The organism is Paenibacillus sp. NPDC058898 (assembly GCF_049316025.1).
GTDB lineage: Bacteria > Bacillota > Bacilli > Paenibacillales > Paenibacillaceae > Paenibacillus_AQ.
Window position 1 is genome coordinate 625,921 of the sequence record NZ_JBMOSM010000004.1, and the last position, 22,347, is coordinate 648,267.

Below are 22,347 nucleotides of genomic sequence, written 5' to 3' on the forward strand. Positions count from 1 at the left end.
TAAGGATGAGGAAGGGATTTAGGGTAATGTAAGTGGTTGCCCTAAATGTCTACCTGCGCGAAAACATTGAAATCACTCCTTTATTGGTTGCGATGTCGTAATCTGTGAAGGAGTGATTTTATTGTTTGGTCATGGACTTTCAACAACAAAAACAAACCAGCCGTTATTCCGGCTGGTTTGTTTTCATTTCGGTAACTTTACCCGGTAAACGTCCTTCGATGTTACGTACCTTCGATTGCCCTCACAGATAATACATTTTGAACTGGATATCCTGCTCGTGGTTTCCGAACTTCTTCCCGAATAAGGTGGCGCCTCCAACGTGTCTTGCATCTTCCTTCACTTCAATTCGGAAGGTCCAGCGATCACAGGTTGCATCCAAATCATCTACAGATACAGCAGAGAGCGGGTCTCCATCGATATACGTACCGTGGCTCGTAATTCGTATCGTCTTTAGCAGTCCATATTGGTTGATGTTGTGCGGCCACCATGCAGGCGTATATTTCCCCCGCGTATCTGCAAAATCCCCCGGGCTTGTCCAGGTGCCAAGTTCGACCCCGTTTAAGGAGAAGGTAATGTCGGAAGGCCAGACATCATTGGAAAAAGGAAATTCTGAGGAAATCTCTAAACTGATTTCGAACTGCTGCAGCTTTTCATCCTTTTGAAGGAAGTTAGCGATGTTGTATTGGATAAAGCCCTCGGTAAACCACAGGATTTCTGCATCCACTCGCTTGGGATCCATGAAGTATTTGGGTTCGTCTACCCGCCCGATAAATTCCTTCTCGGTCGCAAGGCCGCAGGTAGGCTTCAAGTCATAGTCCGTGTAATGTCCGATCGGGACGGAAGCCTCATATGAAGCAAAGGAATGAAAGATTTTTTTCGGGAAGTTGATTTCGATATGATCCACCTTCAGGATCGAAATTTTCTGTTGGCCCGATTTCCCCGGTACTTTTTCTGTGCGGATAATGCCTGCATCTTCGAGTTTTTTAATATGTTTTGTCACAATCGGACTGCTGATTTGAAGTTCTTGGGCCAAATCTTTGATATTCATTTTGTTCTTGGAGAGCAGCTGAATAATCTTGATTCGAACTTCGCTGGCCAAAGCCTCGTAAACCACAAGCGATGACTTGTCTATTTCCAATTGCATATGACCACTTCTTTCAACAAGTTTTTTCGTTCAAAATTCATTAACTAATATGCATCATACCACATGCTTTATTAACCTGCATATAAATCTCACCATTTAATGCAACAAAATTTCAATATGATGATTAACATATATGTTAATCAAATAAAATATTATTGATTAAGATTTGTATTTATGTTATTGACACCGTTTTCAAAACGAGTGTATACTGAACCAAAGTTAATCGTTTTCATCATCCAGGCAGGTGAATGATTAACCAAATGATTAGTAATAGGAGGAGAGTTTGTTGAAGAAAAAAATGGGGGTTTCACTGATATTTGTATTGTTAGCGGTAGCGGTATTAGGGGGATGTGGCAACGGGGATAAGAACACCATTACCTTTTGGACGCCTTTGACGGGTGATGACGGAGCTTACATGGATCAACTTGTGAAGAATTACAACGCCACCAATCCCGAGTACAAAGTGAAACATGTGATTACCTCGGATATGTATACAAAAATATCAACTGTTCTTAATTCAGGCAAAGGCGTTCCTGATTTGTCCATTATTCATGCGGATCGCGTTCCAAGCTTCGTGAAGCAAGGTGTGTTGGAGCCGATGACGGCAGTCATGCAAGCACAACCAGAATTGAAAGCGGATAACTATTTGCCGCAGGCCTGGGCAACCGGAAACGTAGAGGGCACCCAATATACAGTACCGCTTGATATTCACAGCAATGCGATGTATTACAATAAAAACTTGCTCCAAAAATACAATGTTGAAAGCTTCCTGGATGATGATGTCGTGACCATTGATGAAATTTTATCGCTGCAAGGCAAGTTGGATGAAGGCGATTACGTGATCAATGACGCTCTCTTGGGCTGGGTTGTGTTAGCGCAAATCCAGAACCTTGGCGGCGACATTCAACAAGACGGCAAGCCGGCCGTGAACACAGAAGCCATGAAACAAGCGTTTACGGAGATTAAAAAAGTATCAGATGCGGGCTTGATGACCCCATTTGGTGAGGACGGCTATCTGATGTTCCAAGCTGGAAACGTTTTATTTTCCACAGACGGCACATGGAGCTCGACGGCACACGCAACAGTGGACGGATTGGACTTCGGCGTAACGAACATTTATTCGACGAGTGCAGACAAGTATACAAACCGGGCCTCTTCGCACTTATTCTCCATGCTGAAGAACGATAAGAGAACGGACGAAAAAGAGCAAGCCATTGGTCAGTTCCTGGAATTCATTCGCCAAAACTCGATTGAGTGGGCAAAAGCGGGACAGATCGTAGCGAGTAAACAAGTCATTGAGAGCCCGGAGTACAATAACTATATTCAGTCATTCTTTACCTCTAACGAAAAAGAAATTGAATCCTTGTACATTTACACCTACGAGTACTATCCATACGTAGCGGAGGCTGTAGATACATACGCAGCGGATATCGTACGGGGCAATGTTGACATCGACGAAACCCTGGCGACGATGCAGAAATTTGTAGAGGATAAAATCGCGGAAGGAAGCAGTGCCGCAAAGTAAATGACAGCAGAGCAGATTGAAAAAAAGAAAAATGTCCTTGCTTTCATGACACTTTTCTTTTCCAAAGGAGAAATGAAAGGGTATGAATAAGAAGTCGTTGACGCCTTATTTCTTTGTAGGTCCCCATCTGATACTTTTTATCGTATTTATTCTATTGCCGACCCTATACGGGATCTATGCTTCCTTTACGCAGTGGAATCTGATCAATGACCCTGTGTGGGTTGGGTTGGCCAACTATAAAACGATTCTGTTTGACTCGGAGTCCACCTTCTACACCCAATTTATGAACGGATTAAAAAACACGCTGATCTTTGTTGTTCTAAGTGTACCTATATTAATCATCATTCCGTTAATGATTGCCGTATCGCTGGAACACAAAAAAGTGAAGATGAAAAATGTCATCCAGTCCATTCTCTATATTCCCGGACTCATTTCGATCTCCGCAGCGGCACTGATCTGGTCTTTAATCTTCAATAAGCAGCTTGGGATCACGAATAATATCTTCGGCTCTGAAACAGTCTGGGCAGCCAACCAGCCCTATGCCTGGCTGATCATTATTGTCATTACGGTGTGGGGCGGAGTCGGTGGGAACATGATTATCTACCGGGCTTCCATCAGCGGGGTATCCAAGGATTTGTATGAATCGGCCGAGATGGATGGAGCGGGGCCTGTCCGCAGATTTTCAAGCATTACGCTGCCTTCCATTCGTTTTCCGCTGATCTATACCTTTGTTATGACGACAGCCGGAGCCTTTAACGTATTCGGTCAGCCATTAATGATGACGGACGGAGGACCTAGACAGAGCACAACCGTGTTGATGATGTACATCCGGCAGTTAGCCTTCGGTCACGGGGAATCGATTGCCGGCATGGCTTCCGCGATGGCAGTTTTGCTCGGACTGGTCATTCTCGTCATTTCAGCCCTTCAGTATTATGTGATGAACCGAAACGCGTCCTAGCGGCACGTTCAGCTTGCAAACAACGGAAACGATAAAAGGTAGGTGTACTGTGCAATGTCGAACCCGGTAGTACATGAAGTAAACACGGATTCCAAGCTTGGTCGCTCGGGTCCGAAGAAGATTTCATCCAACATAAGCGTGTCCAAACATATAGCTTACGCATTTCTGATCATCCTGTGTGTGATATGGGCAATTCCGGTCATATTTGGCATCACCACATCTTTTCGGTCCCAGGCGGAGGTGGTTTCCAGCGGTTTCCGACTGCTGCCCGATAACTGGATTTTCGATAATTATGTCACGATCCTGCAAAACACGTCGACCGCGCCCATCCTGCGCTGGTTGATGAACTCCGTATTTATTGCAACGATGCATACGCTGCTCGTGATCGTTGTCATTTCCATTACCGGTTACGGATACTCGCGCATGAACTTTAAAGGAAGGGATACCTTATTCTTTACCTTGCTTGGGATTTCCTTCTTTCCCGGGGTAGTGAATCTGATTCCGTCTTATAAAATCATTGATGCACTGGGATGGGTGAATACATCTTGGGCGATGATCATTCCAGGTTTGGCCGGGATGGGGAACATTTTTTTGGTCAGACAATTCATGATGGGCGTTCCCAAGGATCTGGATGAATCGGCGCGTGTTGATGGCGCGGGAGATTTTAGAATCTATTCCTCTATTATTTTGCCACTCATGAAACCTGTATTGATTGTATGCGGGTTGTTTTCATTTACGGGTTCCTGGAATGATTTCCTCTGGCCCGTTATCGTGTATACCGATGTAGAGAAGATGCCCATCACAGCAGGACTGCTGTTGTTACAGGACATTTACGGCAATTACCGCATGATCGGACAATTGATGGGTTCTGCGATTCTGGCCATTATTCCGACGCTGCTGTTGTTCCTGTTTGCCCAGAAATATTTTGTCCAGTCGATCAACTTAAACGCAGGCATCAAAGGATAGCAAGAAGATTGGATTCATAGAAACAAGTAAAAATAGAAAGCTAGCGGAAGTCAAACTATAAGGTATAGGAGTCGTCACCATGTCTGAATTAAATATAAAAAATCCCCTGATCGAACAGCGGGCAGATCCGTGGATTTATAAACATACCGATGGTTATTATTATTTTACCGGTTCCGTGCCGGAATACGATCGAATTGAGCTTAGACGCTCGCAAACGATACAAGGACTCGCGGATGCCCAAGGAATTACGATCTGGCGCAAGCATGAGTCAGGCCTGATGAGTGCCAACATATGGGCACCCGAGATTCATTATATGGATGGAAAATGGTATGTATATTACGCCGCTGCCCATACTTCAGAAACGAGAGACGGATTGTTCGATCATCGGATGTTCGTATTGGAGAACGTTTCGGCGAACCCGCTTGAAGGGGAATGGGTGGAGAAAGGGCAAGTGATCACGAAGTGGGAATCTTTCGCCCTGGACGCAACAACGTTTGAGCATAAAGGCAAACGGTATTATGTATGGGCACAGAAAGATCCGGGCATTCCAGGCAATTCCAATCTGTACATCTCATTGATGGAGAATCCCTGGACCTTGACAGGGGAACAGGTATGCATATCGATTCCCGAGTACGACTGGGAGAAGATCGGGTATCTTGTAAATGAAGGGGCCGCCGTTCTTAAACGCAACGGGCGCATATTCATGACTTATTCCGCGAGCGCCACAGACCACAACTATGCGATGGGGCTGCTGACAGCCGACGAGGACAGTGATTTGCTGAATCCGAGTTCCTGGGTTAAATCGCCTGTACCCGTATTTAAGACATCTGAAGCCAATGGCCAATATGGGCCGGGGCACAACAGCTTCACAATTTCCGAGGACGGCTCGCAGGACATACTGGTGTACCATGCAAGAAGTTACAAGGAGATCGTGGGAGATCCACTATATGATCCGAACCGTCACACGCGCGTACAGGTCATCGGGTGGAACGCTGATGGAACACCGAATTTTGGGGTGCCGAGAGCGGATCATGAACCGGTCTCCAAGCCATGATGCCGACTTTGTAATTGGGGTTAAGACCGGATGGATTTGCAAACATCAGACCGACTGAGCTTAATAGCTTGGTCGGTTTTTTACATTTTAGGAGGTAAGGAGCATAATATAAAGTAGGAAAAAAGAAGGAGTCTTCGATATGGATGGAGAAAAAAGGACAGATCGATTTATGAGATGGTTAAGGATGTATTAAGCGTAGTTCTATTAACATATTCTTATTTCCTGGTAAGGAGGAATTATAAATGGCAAAGATATTAGTATTGGGCGGGACCCGCTTTTTCGGTAAAAGGCTGGTTAACCGGCTGCTGGCTAAAGGCGATGCCGTTACGATTTTGACGCGTGGACATCACCAGGATTCATTCGGAGGTGCCGTTGCGCGGCTTACCGTGGATCGAAAGGACCCGGAATGCTTAAAACAGGCAGTGGGAAGCCAGGACTTTGATATCGTATATGATAATATATGTTATACTCCGGAAGAAGCGGGACAAGCTGCAGACATCTTTGCCGGACGAATTGGACAATACGTGCTGACCTCCACGTTATCGGTATATGATTTTGCGGATCATCCGGTTAGGGAAGAGGAGTTTGATCCCTACAGATACCCTGTTATGACAAACGAAAGCAGGGACTATAGCTATAAGGAAGGCAAGCGCCAGGCAGAGGCGGTATTATTCGGTCGCCATAATCTGAATGTTACGGCTGTCCGGTTGCCGATTGTGCTGGGACCGGATGATTACACGCGAAGACTGCTTTTTCATATTGAGCATGCAGCGCAAGGAGAAGCGATTGGATTGCCTGATCCAGACGCACAAATCTCGTTTGTGCATGCCGAGGAAGCAGCGGAGTTTCTGGAATGGGCAGGTCAAGTGCAATTGGAAGGTCCGGTAAATGCTTGCTCCAGCGGAACGATTTCGGTCCGGGAAATGATGAACTTGATTCAGCAGGAAATTGGTAGTGCGGCACCCCTCCAGTCTTCAGCAGCACCTGATCACATGTCTCCGTTTGGAATTCCGGGAGATTGGACGATGGATCATGGCAAAGCGGCAGCTGCCGGGTTTAAATTCTGGGATTTGCACGACTGGATGCCGAAATTGATTGCGGAATTGTCCGCCGATTTAAAGGTTCGCTAGCGAAAGTGGCAGGATTGTTATCATTTGAAGAAAGATAAGAGGGAAGTGCCCTGAAAGGAAGATCAGCATGAACGACAAGATGGAAGCATGGAAAGAGCGTATTCGAGAGGTAGAATCCAAGGGAGACTTATCTCCGGAAGCCCTAACGTTAATCCATGCGATGTATGAAGAACTGGAAGCTTTGACGAAGCAAAATTTCAATCTGCGGAAAACCGCACTGAAAGCGACGTCCAGAGAAACAAGAATGTCGAGTAAACTGAAGGACGCACTGATGGAATAAACGGCGGAGTCCAGAACATATGATAAACACCGGGGAGGCTCCCCGGTGTTTTTTTGGAAGATATCATAAAGTGTAAACATACGAAGCATGGGCTTCCTGATATCGCAAGAAAAATGACAGCTAACGGCAGTCTGTCTTCTTTGAAGTACGTCGATAGACATTTTTCTTATGAATTAGTTTTTAGATGGTGTTCCTGACTTTGGCGCCTGGCGCTTCTTTTTGAATCTTGGTCCAACGTAATTTCGCTTGCGGTCCCGGAACAGAATCCAGCCGCCCAAGAATCCGATACCGATGACAAACAGGGCCAACCCGCCTAGAAAAGGTAGCCAACCGAAAGCGGGGTTTGCCACACTGTCATCCCCATGAACGGAAATATATAGAAAAACCGCATCTTTCATCATTAAGAAACCCATCATTGCCATAAAACCCGGGATAACCAAAATCAAGATGGCAATAAAGCGGGAAATTAACATTTTCATAGAAGATTCCTTCCTGCGACTGATGTAATGAACTACCGTTTATCATACCTTTTTCATAGGGTAATGTCTATTTCGATTATGGGTGATGATTTTGTAATCCGAAAAAAAGAGAGTACAATGAAAGGGTATAATTGGACTTATTATGGAGGTGCCGTTTGTGGCGATAACATGTGATGTAGCAATTCTTGGCGGGGGAACCGGTGGATATGTTGCGGCCATCCGTGCAGCCCAGCTCGGTAAAAATGTGGTCATCATCGAGCAGGACAAACTGGGGGGAACCTGCTTGCACCGCGGCTGTATTCCGAGCAAATCATTGCTTCGGAGTGCCGAGCTGTATGCGGAAATGAAGGATAGCGAGAGCTATGGAATCGAGACGGACGGGGTCCGGCTATCGTTTGACAAAGTGCAGAAGCGCAAAGACGGTATCGTCGATAAGCTGCACCAGGGCGTTCAATATTTGATGCGCAAAAATAAAATTACCGTCGTGCAGGGCAAAGGGAGAGTTATCGGCCCGTCCATCTTCTCTCCACGCAGCGGGGCCGTAGCGGTTGAGCTTCCGGATGGCGAGATGGAAACGGTGGTTCCCACTCATCTGATCATCGCGACCGGCTCGCGTCCGCGTCACTTACCGGGGCTTGAGCCTGACGGCATACATATACTAACAAGCGATCATGCGCTTCAGTTGGATGAGCTTCCTACATCCATCATCATCGTAGGCGGTGGCGTAATCGGCGTGGAATGGGCTTCGATGCTGAATGATTTTGGCGTTCAGGTCACAATTGTAGAAGCTTCGTCCCATCTGCTGCCAGCAGAAGACGAGGAGATTGGACGTGAGCTGACAAAGATGCTCACCGCCAGAGGCGTAGAGGTGATCACCAACGTATCACTTCAAACCGACAGCTGTGAGATTCGGAATCAAAGTGTGTCCATCACGATCGAGCAAAAGGACGATACAAGAACATTGTCAGCGGACAAGCTGCTCCTCTCTGTCGGAAGAATCGGCAATACTGAAAATATCGGGCTTGAGAATACCGACGTTCGGGTTGCAAATGGCGTCATTGTGGTAAATGCCAATATGCAAACAACGGAGCCCCATATTTACGCGATCGGCGATTGCATCGGGGGTCTTCAGCTTGCTCATGCGGCAAGCCACGAAGGGATTGCAGCCGTGAACCATCTGGCAGGCGAGAAGACGGAAGCCTACCGCAGCGAATGGATCCCTCGCTGTATCTATACCCGTCAGGAGGTAGCCAGCGTCGGACTGACGGAGAAGCAGGCCAAAGAACGCGGATATGAGATCCGGATCGGAAAATTCCCGTTCTCTGCGATTGGCAAATCGTTGATCCACGGAACGAAGGAGGGGTTCGTGAAGGTCATTGCCGATCAGAAGACGCAGGATATTCTGGGCGTGCATATGATTGGACCGCATGTAACCGAGCTGATCGGCGAAGCGGCACTGGCACAAGTACTGGATGCAACTCCATGGGAAGTGGGAGCGGCAGTACATGCCCATCCATCATTATCCGAAATCATCGGCGAAGCGATGCTTGCGGTGGATGGACGAGCCATCGGTTTGTAGGGATAAGAACATCCTTTTGTGGAATCCCTCATTTCTTTTTGCCGAGAAAGGGATTATAATAACATTAAGCCAAGTCTTAGTACCAGGTTTTAATACTTGATCAAACACGCCCTTTAACCTCATGTTATGAGGCCGATGATCAAGCCTGAAGTCATGGCTCACATAAAGGAGGGATCTCCATGAAAGAACATGAAACGGTTACGGCAAACAACAATAGGCATGAGCAGCTTGGACTGACCGACGGACAAGTGCTAGACATGTACAAATATATGGTGCTGGCGCGAAAATTCGATGAGCGCAACCTGCTGCTGCAGCGTGCGGGCAAAATTAATTTTCACGTATCCGGTATCGGGCAGGAAGCATGTCAGGTTGCTGCTGCTTTTGCCCTTGACCGGGAGAAGGATTACTTTTTACCCTATTACCGCGACTATGGATTCGTATTGACAGTGGGCATGACGCCTCGCGAACTGATGCTGTCGGCTTTTGCCAAGGCCGAGGATCCGAATAGCGGCGGACGGCAGATGCCGGGACACTTTGGTAGTAAACGACTGCGAATTGTGACCGGCTCCAGCCCTGTAACAACACAGCTTCCGCATGCAGTGGGTATCGCGCTGGCGGCGAAGATGCAGAAGAAGGACTTTGTATCGTTTGTTACGTTTGGCGAAGGCTCAAGCAATCAGGGGGATTTTCATGAGGGCTGCAACTTTGCTGGCGTTCACAAGCTCCCTGTCATTATCATGTGCGAGAATAACCAATATGCCATTTCGGTGCCGCTTCATAAACAGATTAGCGGGAAAGTAAGCGACCGCGCTCTGGGGTATGGATTCCCGGGCATTCGAGTAGACGGCAACGATGCGCTTGAGGTGTATGCGGCCGTGAAGAAAGCGCGTGAACGTGCGATTCGCGGAGAAGGCCCGACGCTGATCGAATCCATGATGTACCGTTTGTCTCCGCATTCCACATCGGATAACGATTTGGCGTACCGGACAAAAGAAGAGGTCGAAGAGAACTGGAAGAAAGACGGCGTCGCCCGCTTTAAGAATTATTTGGTCGACTGCGGGCTCTGGGACGAAGCACGCGATCAGGATTTGATCGCACAATTAAACCTGGAGATCAAAGAAGCGACGGAATCTGCAGACTTGGCTCCATTTCCGAAGCCAGAAGATACGCTTCTTCACGTATATGCCGATGACGAAGGGAGCGTGTAAAGGATGGCAGTAATGGAATATATCGATGCAATTCGTCTGGCCATGAAGGAAGAGATGGAGCGTGACGAGTCCGTATTTGTGTTAGGCGAGGACGTAGGCGTCAAAGGCGGCGTATTTACAACCACCAAGGGTTTGATGGATCAGTTCGGAGAAATGAGGGTGCTCGATACCCCGCTCGCGGAGTCCGCGATTGCGGGTGTGGCTATCGGCGCAGCCATGTATGGCATGAAGCCGATTGCCGAGATGCAATATTCGGACTTTATGTTCCCGGCAACCAATCAGATTATTAGCGAAGCAGCGAAAATCCGCTATCGTTCCAATAACGATTGGAGTTGTCCTGTCGTCATTCGTGCACCGATTGGCGGCGGAATATTCGGGGGGTTGTACCATTCGCAGTGCCCGGAATCGGTATTCTTCGGAACACCGGGACTCAAAATCGTTGCGCCGTACTCGGCCTATGATGCGAAGGGGCTGCTGAAAGCCGCGATACGCGACCCGGATCCGGTATTGTTCTTTGAGAACAAGAAATGCTACAAGCTGATTACTGGCGATGTACCGGACGATGATTACGTTGTACCGATCGGCAAGGCGAATCTGCTGCGCGAAGGATCGGATATTACGGTGATCAGCTACAGCATGCCGCTGCACTTTGTGATGCAGGCTGCTGAAGAGCTAGAGAAGGAAGAAGGCATTAGCGCGCATGTACTGGATCTGCGTACCATACAGCCGCTTGACCGGGAAGCGATAATTGAAGCGTCCCGTGCAACGGGTAAAGTGCTGATCGTTCATGAAGATAATAAGACCGGCGGCGTCGGCGGGGAAGTATCCGCGATTATTGCGGAGCACTGCCTCTATGACCTGGATGCCCCGATCATGCGCTTGTGCGGTCCGGATGTACCGGCAATGCCAATCAGTCCGCCGATGGAGAAATTCTTCATGCTTAACAAGGACAAAGTCAAAGAATCCATGCGTCAATTGGCGCTTTATTAAGAACAGGGAGTGTGAGCATGTCCGAAAATCAGAAATTGACCGATGTTACGATGCCTCAGCTAGCGGAATCCCTTGTTTCGGCGACCATTGCCAAGTGGCTGAAGAAGCCGGGGGATGCCATCGAGCAGTACGAACCGATCTGTGAAGTCATTACCGACAAAGTCAATGCCGAGATTCCATCCACCCTGGACGGCGTCATGGGAGAGATTCTTGCCCAAGAGGGCCAGACCGTCAATGTTGGCGAGATCATTTGCCGGATCTCTGTGGCTTCTGGTCAAGGTGGAACTCCTTCGCCACAGCCAGCAGCAAGTGCTCCCGTGAGTCAGCATCAGGGAAACGGCAGCGAAGAGGGTTCGATGCGTTTCCGGTATTCGCCTGCTGTGCAGACGCTGGCAGCGGAGCATCAGATTGACCTTTCGCAAGTACAGGGATCAGGCATGGGCGGCAGAATCACCCGTAAGGACGTACTGGCTTATATTGAAAAGGGAGGAGCAGCCCAAAGCCAAGGCGCTCCTGCCGGAGCAGCACCTGCCCAGAGCGCCCAAGCGCCGAAAGAAACGGTACAACCGAGTGGGACTTCGCCGTTTCAGGGGCTGCAGCATCAGATGCCTGCCGAACCGTCGCCTCCTCTCGGTACAGCCATTCCGAATGTGCGTCATTCCGGGCTGCATTTGACGGAATCGCCTAAACTTCCGACCATTGAAGTGGAAGGGATGGAAGGCGGAAGATCCGAATACTTTATTGATGTTACGCCGATGCGTAATGCGATCGCCAGAAACATGCGTCAAAGCGTTACAGAAATTCCGCACGCATGGACGATGATTGAGGTCGACGTGACCAACATCGTATTGCTGCGTAATCAGCTGAAGGACGAGTTCAAGCGTAAGGAAGGGGTTAATCTGACCTACCTCGCCTTTTTGCTGAAAGCCGTTGTGAACGCAATTAAAGATTATCCGATCATGAATTCCTTCTGGGCCGTGGATAAAATCGTCGTGAAGCGCGATATCAATCTGTCCCTGGCCGTCGGAACAGAGGATTCGGTGCTGACGCCGGTCATCCACCGTGCCGATCAGAAGAATATTGCCGGCTTGGCAAGAGAGATCGAGGAACTCGCACGGAAGACCCGTGAAGGCAAGCTGAAACTAGACGACATGCAGGGCGGTACCTTTACGGTGAACAACACTGGATCCTTCGGTTCAATTCTGTCCTATCCGATTATCAACTATCCGCAGGCTGCAATCTTGACGTTTGAATCGATTGTCAAAAAACCGGTGGTTATCAATGACATGATCGCTGTCCGTTCGATGGCGAATCTGTGTTTATCTCTGGATCATCGGATTTTGGATGGGGTAATCTGCGGAAGATTCCTGCAGCGGGTTAAAGATAACCTGGAAGGTTATACACTGGATACGAAGCTTTATTAATTTCGTCTATGATCTGCGGACCTGATTCTTCGGAACAAGGTTCGCAGACGTCATTCATACCGACGTCAATCGCAGGACATTCATTGGTTAGTGGGAACCCTATGAAAGAAGGCGTTAGCACATGAACAAACCGTTAGATGTATCGTACACGCCGATTGTAGATTATGGCATGGCTTGGGAGCTTCAGAAAAAACATGTTTCCGCCATCGATCAGGGAGAGCAGCACGAGCGACTGATGCTCCTCCAACATCCTCCGACCTATACCATGGGGTCACAGCGTCATCCGGAGCACTTGCTCTTAAGTAAAGAGGAATTGGAAAAACAGGGCATCGGCCTGTTTGAAATCGATCGTGGCGGAGACATTACATATCATGGTCCAGGGCAGCTTGTCGGGTATCCGCTGTTACTGCTGGATGGCGGCAAAAATTTGAATCTGCACGGATTTCTGCGCGATGTGGAGCAGGTCATCATCGAATACCTGGCATCATACAACATCGAAGCCGGCCGCAAACCCGAATACACCGGGGTATGGGTAGGGGATTTGAAGATTTGCGCCATCGGCGTTAAATTCAATAAAGGCCGCCAGCATCGCGGATTTGTGACGAGTCATGGTTTTGCGTTTAATATTAAATCCGGAATCGCAGACGCGGGTTTCGCAGGCATCATTCCTTGTGGTATACAGGAATACGGTGTAACTTCATTGGAGGACTGCACGGGGCGGATTTTTGAAGTAGAGGAAGTAGCCCGGGAGATCGTGCCTTTCTTCACCCGGGTATTTCCATATGAGGCTCGTTGGTTGTAACTTTAGGCGTTCGTAAATGCAGAGTATCAGCGAAAGAACAATGGCTCAAGGATAACCAGCAGTGTTGATCCGACCATAGCAACCAGCATGAGGTAGATAACAATTCGAAACCACTTTTTACGTTGCATTGTGTAACTCCTTTGAAATAGGTTTAATGATGAACATACATGCAGCAGCATCATTTAATTGAGATAGATATAAACATTGTATCGTATCTGCGAAAGAGAGGGAAGTCCAGTGATCTCAGAAGAGCGTATCATCCAAGAGTTTATGGAATTGGTTCAGGTCGATAGCGAAACCAAGCATGAAGAGGAGATCTCCAACGTTCTCAAACATAAATTTTCCAGTCTTGGTTTTGATGTCATCGAAGATGATGCCAAGGAAAAGACAGGACACGGAGCAGGGAACCTGATTATTACCTGGAAAGCGGACGAGGCGGCCCAGCAAGCGCCAAAGCTGCTATTTACCTGTCATATGGATACGGTAACGCCTGGTAAAGGCATTAAGCCGACGCTAGGTGATGACGGCTGGATTCGAAGTGACGGAACGACCATCCTTGGTGCGGATGACAAAGCGGGCATCGCGGCATTGCTGGAAGGTATTCGGGTCATCCAGGAAAATAACATCCCTCATGGACAAGTCCAATTTGTCATTACGGTAGGTGAGGAGTCGGGTCTGGTGGGAGCTCGGGCGCTTGACCCTGATGTTTTGGATGCGGATCTCGGTTTTGCCCTGGATTCCAATGGTGAATTAGGATCGATCGCAGTGGCCGCACCGACCCAAGCGAAAATCAAAATGATCATCAAAGGCAAGTCAGCTCATGCCGGAGTGAATCCGGAGGATGGCATCAGTGCCATCCAGGTCGCTTCTAAAGCGATAGCCAAAATGAAGCTGGGACGCATCGACAAAGAAACCACGGCAAATATCGGCAAGTTCCAGGGCGGGGGCGCAACCAACATCGTCTGTGACCATGTTCAGATTGATGCTGAAGCACGCAGTATCGTTCAAGAGAAAGTGGATAAGCAAGTGAACGATATGCGTGAGGCGCTCGAAACCACCGTTCGTGAATATAACGCCAATTGTGAGTTCATTAGCGAAATCGTATACCCGGCCTTCAGTTTTAACGAACATGATGAGGTTGTTCAGCTTGCGCAGCGGGCCATCGGCGGCTTGGGCTTGCCAACCCGCACGTTCCGGTCCGGAGGCGGTAGTGACGCCAACATTTTTAACGGCCTTGGAATCCCAACCGTCAATTTGGCAATTGGATATCAAGACATTCATACCACGAAAGAGCGTATTCAAGCTTCTGATTTGATCAAGGCTGCCCAGATCGTGGTGGGGATCATTCAGGAAACGGCTAAGGCTTAGTTGATCATTAGATCATATGAAAATGCATAAAGCCCGCAGCGGACGTTTTACATCCGCTGCGGGCTTTTAGATTTGTTTATTAATTCAAGGATGACAAGGGCGAGTGGTTCTCCCGTCTTTTTTGGGCAGGCGACCAGCTGGTATGCCAGTTCGTGTTCTCGACCACATGCAATGCGGCATTGATGTTGTCCAGGTATTGTTCGATCTCTTTCCTCGCCGTTGCTGAGGCATATTGCTCCTCAAGGCGGGCAGAGAGGGAGATCAAGGCTGATTGTAAATAACAAGCGGCTTCGCCGAATCGTATCTCTGTACGCCCGGGGTAAGCCAGTCTAAGCTGCTCGAGCAGAGATGCAGCCTCATCATATCTCCCTTGATCATATAAATTTTCCGCGGCTATAAAGCATACTTTCAGACTGTGGCTGTCTTGCTCTTGAAACGGCAGCGCTTCCAATTGGTTTAATTTTGAAATCGCGAGTCCTCTGTAGCCTTCATCATAAAGAAAACAGATCAGAGCATAATAAGCATGGTCGCCGCTATTGGTGAGCAGATGTTCGGCTATGGAAATCATATTTAGTGATACAGCAGCGCGTGCTAATTCTAAAGTTTCCGACATGACGATAAATCGGTCAGGAATTGAATTCTTTATGTTCCACTCGCAGAGCTGCCTGATTCTGGCCAGCTGAGCCCCTTCAACTGTTCTTGGTCGAGGCAATTCGCGCAGGTGGTGTGTCAAATCGCGAAGGTAGCTGTCGATGAACTGCATGGCGTCAGATACTTGACCCGTCATGACGAGGCAAGTCACATATTGGATGCAGGTATCTGGATATAAACTCCCCTGTTTAGCAAAACAATGGGCAGCATGTGGATAAGCTCCGATGTAGAATAGTGACCTGCCAACCATGATGTTGGAGGATGGAAAGTTCCTCGTTTCGTCCAGGAGCCGTTCACCAATCGTTTGATCCGAAATCCCCTGCATGTGCAGGAGTGCGGCCCATTGATTCAGCGCCTCTTGGACGTAGGTACCGGAATGCTGTACGACGGTTCTGAAAGCTTCCTCCGATTTGCCGAAGGAGCGCATCCGCATGCTCAATAACCCGTATTCGAGCCAGCTTAGATCAACTTCCTTCCATCCCGAGCTCGCCTTATCGGTTGGAGTGGATTGTGCAGCTTCCTTGAAGCTCTTTAGCGCCTTCTCAAGATACCCGCGTCTTTTGTACCATTTTCCGCGCTCATATTCAGTTGAAGGTGGATTAGTAATTGGTTCGGTTTCAATAATAGGTATATGTCGCATGTCGAAGCCTCCCAATGATATAACACCCGTATAGGTGTAAAGGTCATGGTTCATATTCGAAAAAAATAGAAATAAGTCGAAAAACAAGTCCAAAGACCTAATTTCACGTCCTGTTTTCGTAAATATTTTTAGAAGAGTTAGAAATAATATCCATAATCTTCGTTTCCGAGCCCCATTGCTGTTGCCACTGTTTCAGCATGATCCGTATCTGCCAGGCCTGTCCTACCATATGTATTGAATGATCCCCTTTGTAGCTTTTCATGGGCAGTTCCTTCTTTCTTGGAAATTTTGATATAATACACCTTATGCAATAGCATGGTCAGTCATGCCGTTTTTAAACAAAGGAGGTCATTTTGTGAGCGATATCGGCAGTAAGAACCGAGAAGCCTCGGATAATTTGCTGGAAGAAACCACACTATCTACCCAATCGATTTTTGAAGGGAAGATTATTTCACTGCAGGTCGATACGGTAAAGCTGCCAAATGGGCAGACCGCGAAACGTGAAGTTGTCAGACATCCTGGTGCAGTAGCAGTGCTCGCCTTAAAAGGCGACAAAATGTTAGCCGTAAATCAATTTCGACAGCCGCTTGGGCGCTGTGAGGTTGAAATTCCTGCAGGCAAGCTGGAGCGGGGAGAAGATCCGCTGGAAGCCGCGAAGCGCGAACTACAGGAAGAAACGGGTTATACGTGCGGTTCCATTCGTAAGCTGCACTCCTTTTATACATCTCCGGGGTTTGCGGATGAGATCATTCACTTATATTTGGCAGAGGATCTGGTAAGCGGCGACATGAACCCGGACGAGGATGAATTTATAGAGATGATGGAAATCTCGCTGGAAGAGGCGTATTCACTCATACAAGAAGAGAGAATCAGCGATGCCAAGACCATTCTCGCCGTTTATGCTTGGAATATGTATAGCCTGACAGGAAAGATCTGATATGCTGCAGCCTGAAAAGAACATGTCAATTGGGCAGAAGCTTCAGTCCTATTACTGCGACATGCATATTCACATAGGGCGGACAAGCAGCGGACAAGCTGTGAAAATTAGCGCAAGTAACAATTTGACCTTTGAAAATATAGCCGTGGAGGCCTCGGAACGGAAAGGCATCCAAATGATTGGCATCATCGATTGCCATTCTCCTTCGGTACAGCACGATATTCTCCAGTGTTTGAACAGCGGCGTCATGCAGGAGATAGATGGAGGCGGAATTGCTTATCAGGATACGGTGATCCTGCTTGGAAGCGAGATTGAAATTCGCGAAAGCGGCCGTGGTGCAGCCCATGTACTGGCCTATTTCCCTGACCTGAACACCATTCAGGAGTTCACGGCCTGGATGGCAAAATATATGAAGAACGTGCAGCTTAGTTCGCAGCGTATCTATGTCAGCCCCCGTGAGCTGCAGCAGGAGATACTAGACCGCGGCGGGCTGTTGATACCCGCCCATGTCTTTACGCCTCATAAAGGACTGTACGGCAACATGGCGGATCGAATGAGCGAAGTGCTGGACCTGAACGGTATTGCGGGTATAGAGCTTGGGCTCAGTGCCGACTCCTCGATGGCAGGGCGGATAAGCGAACTGGACGCTTACTCCTTTCTGACCAATTCGGATGCGCATTCGCTTGGGAAAATCGGCAGGGAATACAACCGGATCGACATGGCGAAGCCTTCATTTTCTGAATTTTGCCAGGCCCTTGGAACAAGTAACGGTAGACGAATCAGCGCGAACTACGGGCTTAATCCCAGACTCGGAAAATACCATCGTTCTTACTGCAGCGGCTGCGACAGCATACTGGAGGAGGGCAGCGATATACATGAATTGGTGCGATGTCCATTCTGCGGCAGTACCAAGCTGGTACAGGGTGTGTTTGATCGGATTCTGAACATCGCGGACCGCAAAGAGCCCGTTGTACCGGAAAGCCGACCGGCATATCACTATCAGGTTCCGCTAGAGTTCATTCCGGGCCTGGGCAAATCGGCGATGGCGAAGCTGCTGGGGGCTTTCGGTACCGAAATGAAAATCCTTCACCAGGCTACGGAAGCGGAGCTTGCCGCTGTTGCGGGAGAGGGGCTTGCTGCAAGCATTGTGATGGCCCGAAACGGTACATTGTCCTTATCGGATGGCGGCGGAGGCTCTTACGGAAAGGTTCTCCGGTAAATCAATCAACTCTTTCAATCGCAGGTCATACAAGGAGGGTGATGGTCATAGAGTAGAGTAGAGACACAGAAAGGAGACTCTATTCTATGCAATCATTCCGCCAAGCCTTTAAGGATCAGACCATGCTCTATGTATTCGTTGGCGTCTTGTTTTTAGTTGGGGTGCTGTTTGGAGCGTTAATGGTCAATGCACTTTCATTAGAGCAGCAGCAAGAAATGGCCCGATATTTAAACCACTTTTTTGTAAACGTGCAGGATGGTGGAGAAACCATGAGTCAGTCTTCTTACTGGAGCATCGCAGCCCTTCATCTGAAATGGATTGGTTTGATATGGATTCTGGGATTGTCCGTCATCGGGCTTCCGGGAATATTGATATTGGACTTCTTAAAAGGAGTGCTTATTGGGTTTACGGTCGGTTACTTGGTCGGACAGTATTCTTGGAAAGGCCTGCTGTTCGCCCTGGTGTCGATTGCACCGCAAAATTTGCTCATCATCCCCGTGCTCATGATGTGCAGTGTAGCGGCGATAACCTTCTCTCTATACATCATCAGGGACCGATTTATTATGAATCGGGGCGGGAGCATGGTAAAGCCCTTTGCTTCGTATGCGATGCTGACCTTTTTCATGGTCCTGTTAACGCTCGGAGTCGCTTCATTTGAAACCTGGGTAACCCCGGCCATGATGCGCTGGGTCACGCCAATGTTGCTATAATCCGCGAATTTTTCCATAAAGCAAAACCGTTTGACTTTGTTTGTCAAATCCCCCTATAATGAAGGAAGTGAACAATAACGTGCAGTGATTTCCAAGGGGGAGGGAAACGATGGAAGCGCGGATCGACAAAATTAAGCAGCAGCTACAATCCCAAGGATACAAATTAACGCCCCAACGGGAAGCCACGGTAAGCGTATTGTTGGAAAATGAAGACGACCACCTTAGCGCAGAGGATGTATTTATGCTCGTGAAAGAGAAGGCTCCGGAGATCGGTCTGGCAACCGTGTACCGTACCCTAGAGCTGCTCAGTGAGCTTCATGTTGTCGAGAAGATAAATTTTGGCGATGGTGTCGCCCGTTATGACTTGCGGACGGATACTTCGAAGCATCACCATCATCATTTGATATGTACTCAATGTGGAAGCATGGATGAAATACGCGAGGATTGGCTCGGTCCATTGGAAGAGCGGTTAGAGCGAGAGTTCAACTTTACCGTTCATGACCATCGGCTTGATTTCCATGGTATATGCTACCGTTGCAAAGAGAAGGGCAAGAATGACCAGGACAAATCATAAATTTATATCATGCAACAAACCGCAGTGATGACCATCACGGCAAGCCCTCTACGGCGGTAAGCCGGGAGGGTTTTTTAGATGGTAACCTAATATAGATGGAACATGCACGAATCCGTATCGTTCACGCAAGAACAATCTAGCTTTTTACAACATCAATGTACGTCGAGAAGACGTTTTTTTTATTCTATCCCAATACCACTCAAGTCCAATGACTAAAGAACGATCAGCGAAAAGCCGTCATAATCCTGCAGCTTGTATCATAGGCTTTACGTGAAGTGATCCTGTAATACCCACTTTCACTTGGTGATCATTGCAAAGATGAAAGAGAGGCGCTGCCAGTGATTATATCGATCCGAAAAATAGGCTCATTGATCCGATTTATTACGATGTTTGCCGTTCTGACGATGTTTTTTTACTTCGTGCTGGGATGGGTGGGAGATTGGCTGACCCCAATGGATCCTTACCGTGCACCTTCCGGTCAAGCGGTTAAGGCTTTTCAGCCTGAAAGCACCATGGACTCCCGATATTCGCCGGCGGAACGTCTGCGATTGTACTACTGGTATGGGGAGTGATTGTGCTTGTAAAGGGCACACGGGAATAGGAGCAAAAAGATTATGAAACAATATCTGGACGAATATGTAACCTATCTGGAAGACGTGAAGGGACTATCCCGAAGTACGATTGAATCATACCGGGCCGACTTACAAGCCTTCATGGCTTTTGCCGCGGAAAGAGACGTTATCCATCCGCAGGAAGTTACACGAACAATGCTTGGATTATACATGGGCAGACTGAGGCAGCAGGGCAAGGCGGCGTCGAGCCTGCTTCGCTGCACGGCGTCCTTGCGTTCCTTTTTTCAATATTTGGTGCGTCAAGCCGTTATAGGATTAGATCCGACCCAGTTGCTAGAAAATCCGAAGCCGGAACGGAAGCCGCCTAAGTCGCTAACCGTTGAGCAGGTGGACAAGCTGCTGTCGGCCCCGGATTCCGGAACCCCTCAGGGGGCCCGGGACAAAGCGATGCTGGAGCTGCTGTATGCTTCAGGCATCAAGGTGTCGGAACTGGTGAACTTGAGCACGCATGACATCAACATGGATATGCGCTTCCTGCGCTGTGCCGTTTCCGGAGGGAAGGAGCGAATTCTTCCGATTACCCAGATCGCAGCCGAGAGCGTGGCTTTTTATATGCAAGATATGCGGGACAAGCTGATTCGAGATGCTGATGAGGATGCATTATTCCTGAATTCACTCGGTACGCGCTTGACACGGCAGGGATTTTGGAAAATTATTAAAAAGTATGGCAAGCTGGCCGAAATCGATGAGGAGATCACGCCGCATACCCTTCGTCATTCGTTTGCCATTCATTTGCTGCAGAACGGTGCCGACTTACGTTCGGTTCAAGAGATGCTGGGTCACTCGGCATTATCCACCACCGGCATATATCAATCCACCAAGAAAAGCATGAAGGAAGTATACGATCATTATCACCCGAGATCTTAGTCGGGACCTACTCTACTAGGATCTACAACTTATTCTCAGTTAGGAGAGGTATGAACATGAGTTCAATTCATCAACAAAGCATTAAGGAAGCAGCGGCATACATACGCGGGCAGAAGGGTGTCGAGCCCGAGGTCGGCCTGATTTTGGGTTCAGGACTCGGCGTGCTGGCCGAACTGATTGAGAATCCGGTTTCGATCCCGTACACGGACATTCCTCATTTTCCCGTATCGACTGTAGAAGGCCATGAAGGAGAATTGCTGCTGGGCACCATTCACAATCGACCTGTCGTTCTGATGAAGGGCCGGTTCCATATGTATGAAGGCTATGGTCCGGAAGTGACTGCTTTCCCGGTGCGCGTCATGAAAGAGCTGGGTGTGAAGAGTCTGCTCGTTACCAATGCGGCCGGCGGCATCAACACGTCCTTCGAGCCGGGTGACCTTATGCTGATCTCCGATCATCTGAACATGACAGGAACCAACCCGTTAATCGGGCCGAATGATCCGGATCTGGGCGTGCGATTCCCGGATATGTCCCAGGCTTACAGCCGTCAGCTTCGCCAATTGGCAAAAGAAGTTGCCGTGGGTCAAGGCGTTGCGCTGAGAGAAGGCGTCTATGCAGGTCTGCTTGGACCAACCTATGAGACACCTGCCGAGATCGTCATGCTGCGTACGCTAGGTGCGGATGCGGTTGGTATGTCCACCGTGTCTGAGGTCATTGTGGCCAGACATGCCGGCCTTGAAGTGCTGGGCATCTCTTGCATCAGCAACATGGCAGCCGGCATATTGGATCAACCGCTATCCCATGACGAGGTTATGGAGACAGCGGAGAAGGTCCGGGAGAAATTCCTTGCGCTTGTCATGGCCATTATCCCAAAAATGTAACATCATTCTAGTACGGGGGAGCTGTCTCATAAGTAGGTTTGCTCACTTGACGGACGGTTCGTCCGATTAAAAAATGTGTCAAATAAAGAAATGGCGGTGCTCAGGATGTTATCTCCTTGCACCGCCATTTCTTGCTTTTCGGTCCGTTGCCTCTTGCTTGAGCAGATTATGGGCAAGCGAAAGCCACCCGACCTCTAGGCTCACTTTCGTCAGTCCTCGAAGCAGAAATCGCCGGAATCCCCGGTTATTCTTCAACTGCCCAAACACACTCTCCGGTTCGACCATTCGCCGCACCGACAACGCATAGCCTTCCTCACTTCGAAGTTTCT

General features: G+C 48.5%; 25 protein-coding genes. 19 read left to right on the forward strand and 6 right to left on the reverse strand.

Features of this window, described 5'->3' with window-relative positions:
* Positions 1-241: 241 nt before the first annotated feature.
* Positions 242-1,144, reverse strand: coding sequence for an ArsR/SmtB family transcription factor (locus ACOZB4_RS14860; RefSeq protein WP_076320895.1), 903 nt, complete (start codon positions 1,142-1,144; stop codon positions 242-244).
* Between the two features lie 283 nt (positions 1,145-1,427).
* Between ACOZB4_RS14860 and ACOZB4_RS14865 the strand changes: the two genes are divergently transcribed.
* The 6 genes from ACOZB4_RS14865 to ACOZB4_RS14890 all read left to right on the forward strand — a co-directional run bounded on the left by ACOZB4_RS14865 (position 1,428) and on the right by ACOZB4_RS14890 (position 7,057).
* Positions 1,428-2,669 carry an extracellular solute-binding protein gene (locus ACOZB4_RS14865; protein WP_379415074.1) on the forward strand — a complete coding sequence of 414 codons (1,242 nt, stop codon included), beginning with the start codon at positions 1,428-1,430 and terminating at the stop codon, positions 2,667-2,669.
* Positions 2,670-2,751: 82 nt separating this feature from the next.
* On the forward strand, positions 2,752-3,627 hold the full coding sequence (locus tag ACOZB4_RS14870) for a carbohydrate ABC transporter permease (protein WP_213645168.1): 876 nt from the start codon (positions 2,752-2,754) through the stop codon (positions 3,625-3,627).
* A gap of 54 nt (positions 3,628-3,681) precedes the next feature.
* Positions 3,682-4,593, forward strand: a complete 912-nt coding sequence (locus tag ACOZB4_RS14875) for a carbohydrate ABC transporter permease (RefSeq protein WP_379415078.1) — start codon at positions 3,682-3,684, stop codon at positions 4,591-4,593.
* A 79-nt stretch (positions 4,594-4,672) separates the two neighbouring features.
* The gene (locus ACOZB4_RS14880; protein WP_379415080.1) at positions 4,673-5,647 is read left to right on the forward strand and encodes a family 43 glycosylhydrolase; all 975 of its coding nucleotides are present in this window, start codon (positions 4,673-4,675) and stop codon (positions 5,645-5,647) included.
* Positions 5,648-5,889: 242 nt separating this feature from the next.
* Positions 5,890-6,777 carry an NAD-dependent epimerase/dehydratase family protein gene (locus ACOZB4_RS14885; protein WP_076320900.1) on the forward strand — a complete coding sequence of 296 codons (888 nt, stop codon included), beginning with the start codon at positions 5,890-5,892 and terminating at the stop codon, positions 6,775-6,777.
* A 67-nt stretch (positions 6,778-6,844) separates the two neighbouring features.
* A complete protein-coding gene (locus tag ACOZB4_RS14890) occupies positions 6,845-7,057 on the forward strand; it encodes a hypothetical protein (RefSeq protein WP_076320901.1) in 213 nt (70 codons plus the stop codon).
* Between the two features lie 173 nt (positions 7,058-7,230).
* Here ACOZB4_RS14890 and ACOZB4_RS14895 read toward each other — a convergent pair whose 3' ends face one another.
* Positions 7,231-7,536, reverse strand: coding sequence for a DUF2627 domain-containing protein (locus ACOZB4_RS14895; RefSeq protein WP_379415086.1), 306 nt, complete (start codon positions 7,534-7,536; stop codon positions 7,231-7,233).
* Positions 7,537-7,693: 157 nt separating this feature from the next.
* Between ACOZB4_RS14895 and lpdA the strand changes: the two genes are divergently transcribed.
* From lpdA to lipB, 5 genes are all read left to right on the forward strand, one after another.
* Positions 7,694-9,115 (forward strand): dihydrolipoyl dehydrogenase, encoded by a 1,422-nt coding sequence (gene lpdA, locus ACOZB4_RS14900; RefSeq protein ID WP_379415088.1) that lies wholly within the window; start codon positions 7,694-7,696, stop codon positions 9,113-9,115.
* 179 nt (positions 9,116-9,294) lie between these two features.
* Positions 9,295-10,323, forward strand: coding sequence for a thiamine pyrophosphate-dependent dehydrogenase E1 component subunit alpha (locus tag ACOZB4_RS14905; protein ID WP_379415090.1), 1,029 nt, complete (start codon positions 9,295-9,297; stop codon positions 10,321-10,323).
* Positions 10,324-10,326: 3 nt separating this feature from the next.
* Entirely contained in the window at positions 10,327-11,313 is a 987-nt protein-coding gene (locus tag ACOZB4_RS14910) for an alpha-ketoacid dehydrogenase subunit beta (RefSeq protein WP_379415093.1), read from the forward strand.
* A gap of 17 nt (positions 11,314-11,330) precedes the next feature.
* Complete coding sequence (locus tag ACOZB4_RS14915; RefSeq protein ID WP_379415096.1) at positions 11,331-12,737, forward strand: dihydrolipoamide acetyltransferase family protein; 1,407 nt, start codon at positions 11,331-11,333, stop codon at positions 12,735-12,737.
* Positions 12,738-12,858: 121 nt separating this feature from the next.
* Positions 12,859-13,539, forward strand: a complete 681-nt coding sequence (gene lipB, locus ACOZB4_RS14920; RefSeq protein ID WP_076320907.1) for a lipoyl(octanoyl) transferase LipB — start codon at positions 12,859-12,861, stop codon at positions 13,537-13,539.
* A gap of 26 nt (positions 13,540-13,565) precedes the next feature.
* Here the strand turns inward: lipB and prli42 are convergent, their stop codons facing one another.
* Entirely contained in the window at positions 13,566-13,721 is a 156-nt protein-coding gene (gene prli42, locus ACOZB4_RS14925; protein WP_422759559.1) for a stressosome-associated protein Prli42, read from the reverse strand.
* A 55-nt stretch (positions 13,722-13,776) separates the two neighbouring features.
* On the opposite strand from prli42, the gene ACOZB4_RS14930 reads away from it, so the two are divergent.
* Positions 13,777-14,907 (forward strand): tripeptidase T, encoded by a 1,131-nt coding sequence (locus tag ACOZB4_RS14930; protein WP_379415100.1) that lies wholly within the window; start codon positions 13,777-13,779, stop codon positions 14,905-14,907.
* Positions 14,908-14,986: 79 nt separating this feature from the next.
* Here ACOZB4_RS14930 and ACOZB4_RS14935 read toward each other — a convergent pair whose 3' ends face one another.
* Both ACOZB4_RS14935 and mciZ read right to left on the reverse strand, forming a co-directional pair.
* The gene (locus ACOZB4_RS14935) at positions 14,987-16,198 is read right to left on the reverse strand and encodes a tetratricopeptide repeat protein (protein WP_379415103.1); all 1,212 of its coding nucleotides are present in this window, start codon (positions 16,196-16,198) and stop codon (positions 14,987-14,989) included.
* Between the two features lie 103 nt (positions 16,199-16,301).
* Positions 16,302-16,460: a Z-ring formation inhibitor MciZ gene (mciZ, locus tag ACOZB4_RS14940; protein ID WP_076320910.1), complete on the reverse strand. Its 159-nt coding sequence runs from the start codon at positions 16,458-16,460 to the stop codon at positions 16,302-16,304.
* Positions 16,461-16,553: 93 nt separating this feature from the next.
* Here mciZ and ACOZB4_RS14945 point away from each other — a divergent pair, with 93 nt between their 5' ends.
* The 7 genes from ACOZB4_RS14945 to ACOZB4_RS14975 all read left to right on the forward strand — a co-directional run bounded on the left by ACOZB4_RS14945 (position 16,554) and on the right by ACOZB4_RS14975 (position 22,018).
* Positions 16,554-17,135 (forward strand): NUDIX domain-containing protein, encoded by a 582-nt coding sequence (locus ACOZB4_RS14945; protein WP_076320911.1) that lies wholly within the window; start codon positions 16,554-16,556, stop codon positions 17,133-17,135.
* A 22-nt stretch (positions 17,136-17,157) separates the two neighbouring features.
* Complete coding sequence (locus ACOZB4_RS14950) at positions 17,158-18,354, forward strand: endonuclease Q family protein (RefSeq protein WP_379415106.1); 1,197 nt, start codon at positions 17,158-17,160, stop codon at positions 18,352-18,354.
* Between the two features lie 86 nt (positions 18,355-18,440).
* A complete protein-coding gene (gene spoIIM / locus ACOZB4_RS14955; RefSeq protein WP_076320913.1) occupies positions 18,441-19,064 on the forward strand; it encodes a stage II sporulation protein M in 624 nt (207 codons plus the stop codon).
* 109 nt (positions 19,065-19,173) lie between these two features.
* Positions 19,174-19,638, forward strand: coding sequence for a Fur family transcriptional regulator (locus ACOZB4_RS14960; protein ID WP_006209405.1), 465 nt, complete (start codon positions 19,174-19,176; stop codon positions 19,636-19,638).
* Between the two features lie 338 nt (positions 19,639-19,976).
* On the forward strand, positions 19,977-20,210 hold the full coding sequence (locus tag ACOZB4_RS14965; protein ID WP_098742979.1) for a YqzK family protein: 234 nt from the start codon (positions 19,977-19,979) through the stop codon (positions 20,208-20,210).
* A gap of 42 nt (positions 20,211-20,252) precedes the next feature.
* Positions 20,253-21,137: a site-specific tyrosine recombinase gene (locus ACOZB4_RS14970; protein ID WP_339272127.1), complete on the forward strand. Its 885-nt coding sequence runs from the start codon at positions 20,253-20,255 to the stop codon at positions 21,135-21,137.
* 56 nt (positions 21,138-21,193) lie between these two features.
* The gene (locus ACOZB4_RS14975; protein WP_076320916.1) at positions 21,194-22,018 is read left to right on the forward strand and encodes a purine-nucleoside phosphorylase; all 825 of its coding nucleotides are present in this window, start codon (positions 21,194-21,196) and stop codon (positions 22,016-22,018) included.
* A gap of 108 nt (positions 22,019-22,126) precedes the next feature.
* Here ACOZB4_RS14975 and ACOZB4_RS14980 read toward each other — a convergent pair.
* Positions 22,127-22,347: transposase (locus ACOZB4_RS14980; RefSeq protein WP_422759560.1), on the reverse strand; the 221-nt coding region annotated here is incomplete at its 5' end.

Excerpts from the sequence above, each read along its gene's own strand:
- mciZ (WP_076320910.1), bottom strand. The coding sequence starts at position 16,460 with ATGAAAAGCTACAAAGGGGATCATTCAATACATATGGTAGGACAGGCC.
- lipB (WP_076320907.1), top strand. The coding sequence starts at position 12,859 with ATGAACAAACCGTTAGATGTATCGTACACGCCGATTGTAGATTATGGC.
- ACOZB4_RS14875 (WP_379415078.1), top strand. The coding sequence starts at position 3,682 with ATGTCGAACCCGGTAGTACATGAAGTAAACACGGATTCCAAGCTTGGT.
- ACOZB4_RS14910 (WP_379415093.1), top strand. The coding sequence starts at position 10,327 with ATGGCAGTAATGGAATATATCGATGCAATTCGTCTGGCCATGAAGGAA.
- ACOZB4_RS14895 (WP_379415086.1), bottom strand. The coding sequence starts at position 7,536 with ATGAAAATGTTAATTTCCCGCTTTATTGCCATCTTGATTTTGGTTATC.
- ACOZB4_RS14860 (WP_076320895.1), bottom strand. The coding sequence starts at position 1,144 with ATGCAATTGGAAATAGACAAGTCATCGCTTGTGGTTTACGAGGCTTTG.
- ACOZB4_RS14915 (WP_379415096.1), top strand. The coding sequence starts at position 11,331 with ATGTCCGAAAATCAGAAATTGACCGATGTTACGATGCCTCAGCTAGCG.
- ACOZB4_RS14970 (WP_339272127.1), top strand. The coding sequence starts at position 20,253 with ATGAAACAATATCTGGACGAATATGTAACCTATCTGGAAGACGTGAAG.
- ACOZB4_RS14950 (WP_379415106.1), top strand. The coding sequence starts at position 17,158 with ATGTCAATTGGGCAGAAGCTTCAGTCCTATTACTGCGACATGCATATT.
- ACOZB4_RS14880 (WP_379415080.1), top strand. The coding sequence starts at position 4,673 with ATGTCTGAATTAAATATAAAAAATCCCCTGATCGAACAGCGGGCAGAT.
- prli42 (WP_422759559.1), bottom strand. The coding sequence starts at position 13,721 with ATGATGCTGCTGCATGTATGTTCATCATTAAACCTATTTCAAAGGAGT.
- ACOZB4_RS14935 (WP_379415103.1), bottom strand. The coding sequence starts at position 16,198 with ATGCGACATATACCTATTATTGAAACCGAACCAATTACTAATCCACCT.
- ACOZB4_RS14905 (WP_379415090.1), top strand. The coding sequence starts at position 9,295 with ATGAAAGAACATGAAACGGTTACGGCAAACAACAATAGGCATGAGCAG.
- spoIIM (WP_076320913.1), top strand. The coding sequence starts at position 18,441 with ATGCAATCATTCCGCCAAGCCTTTAAGGATCAGACCATGCTCTATGTA.
- ACOZB4_RS14870 (WP_213645168.1), top strand. The coding sequence starts at position 2,752 with ATGAATAAGAAGTCGTTGACGCCTTATTTCTTTGTAGGTCCCCATCTG.
- ACOZB4_RS14885 (WP_076320900.1), top strand. The coding sequence starts at position 5,890 with ATGGCAAAGATATTAGTATTGGGCGGGACCCGCTTTTTCGGTAAAAGG.
- ACOZB4_RS14890 (WP_076320901.1), top strand. The coding sequence starts at position 6,845 with ATGAACGACAAGATGGAAGCATGGAAAGAGCGTATTCGAGAGGTAGAA.
- ACOZB4_RS14975 (WP_076320916.1), top strand. The coding sequence starts at position 21,194 with ATGAGTTCAATTCATCAACAAAGCATTAAGGAAGCAGCGGCATACATA.
- ACOZB4_RS14960 (WP_006209405.1), top strand. The coding sequence starts at position 19,174 with ATGGAAGCGCGGATCGACAAAATTAAGCAGCAGCTACAATCCCAAGGA.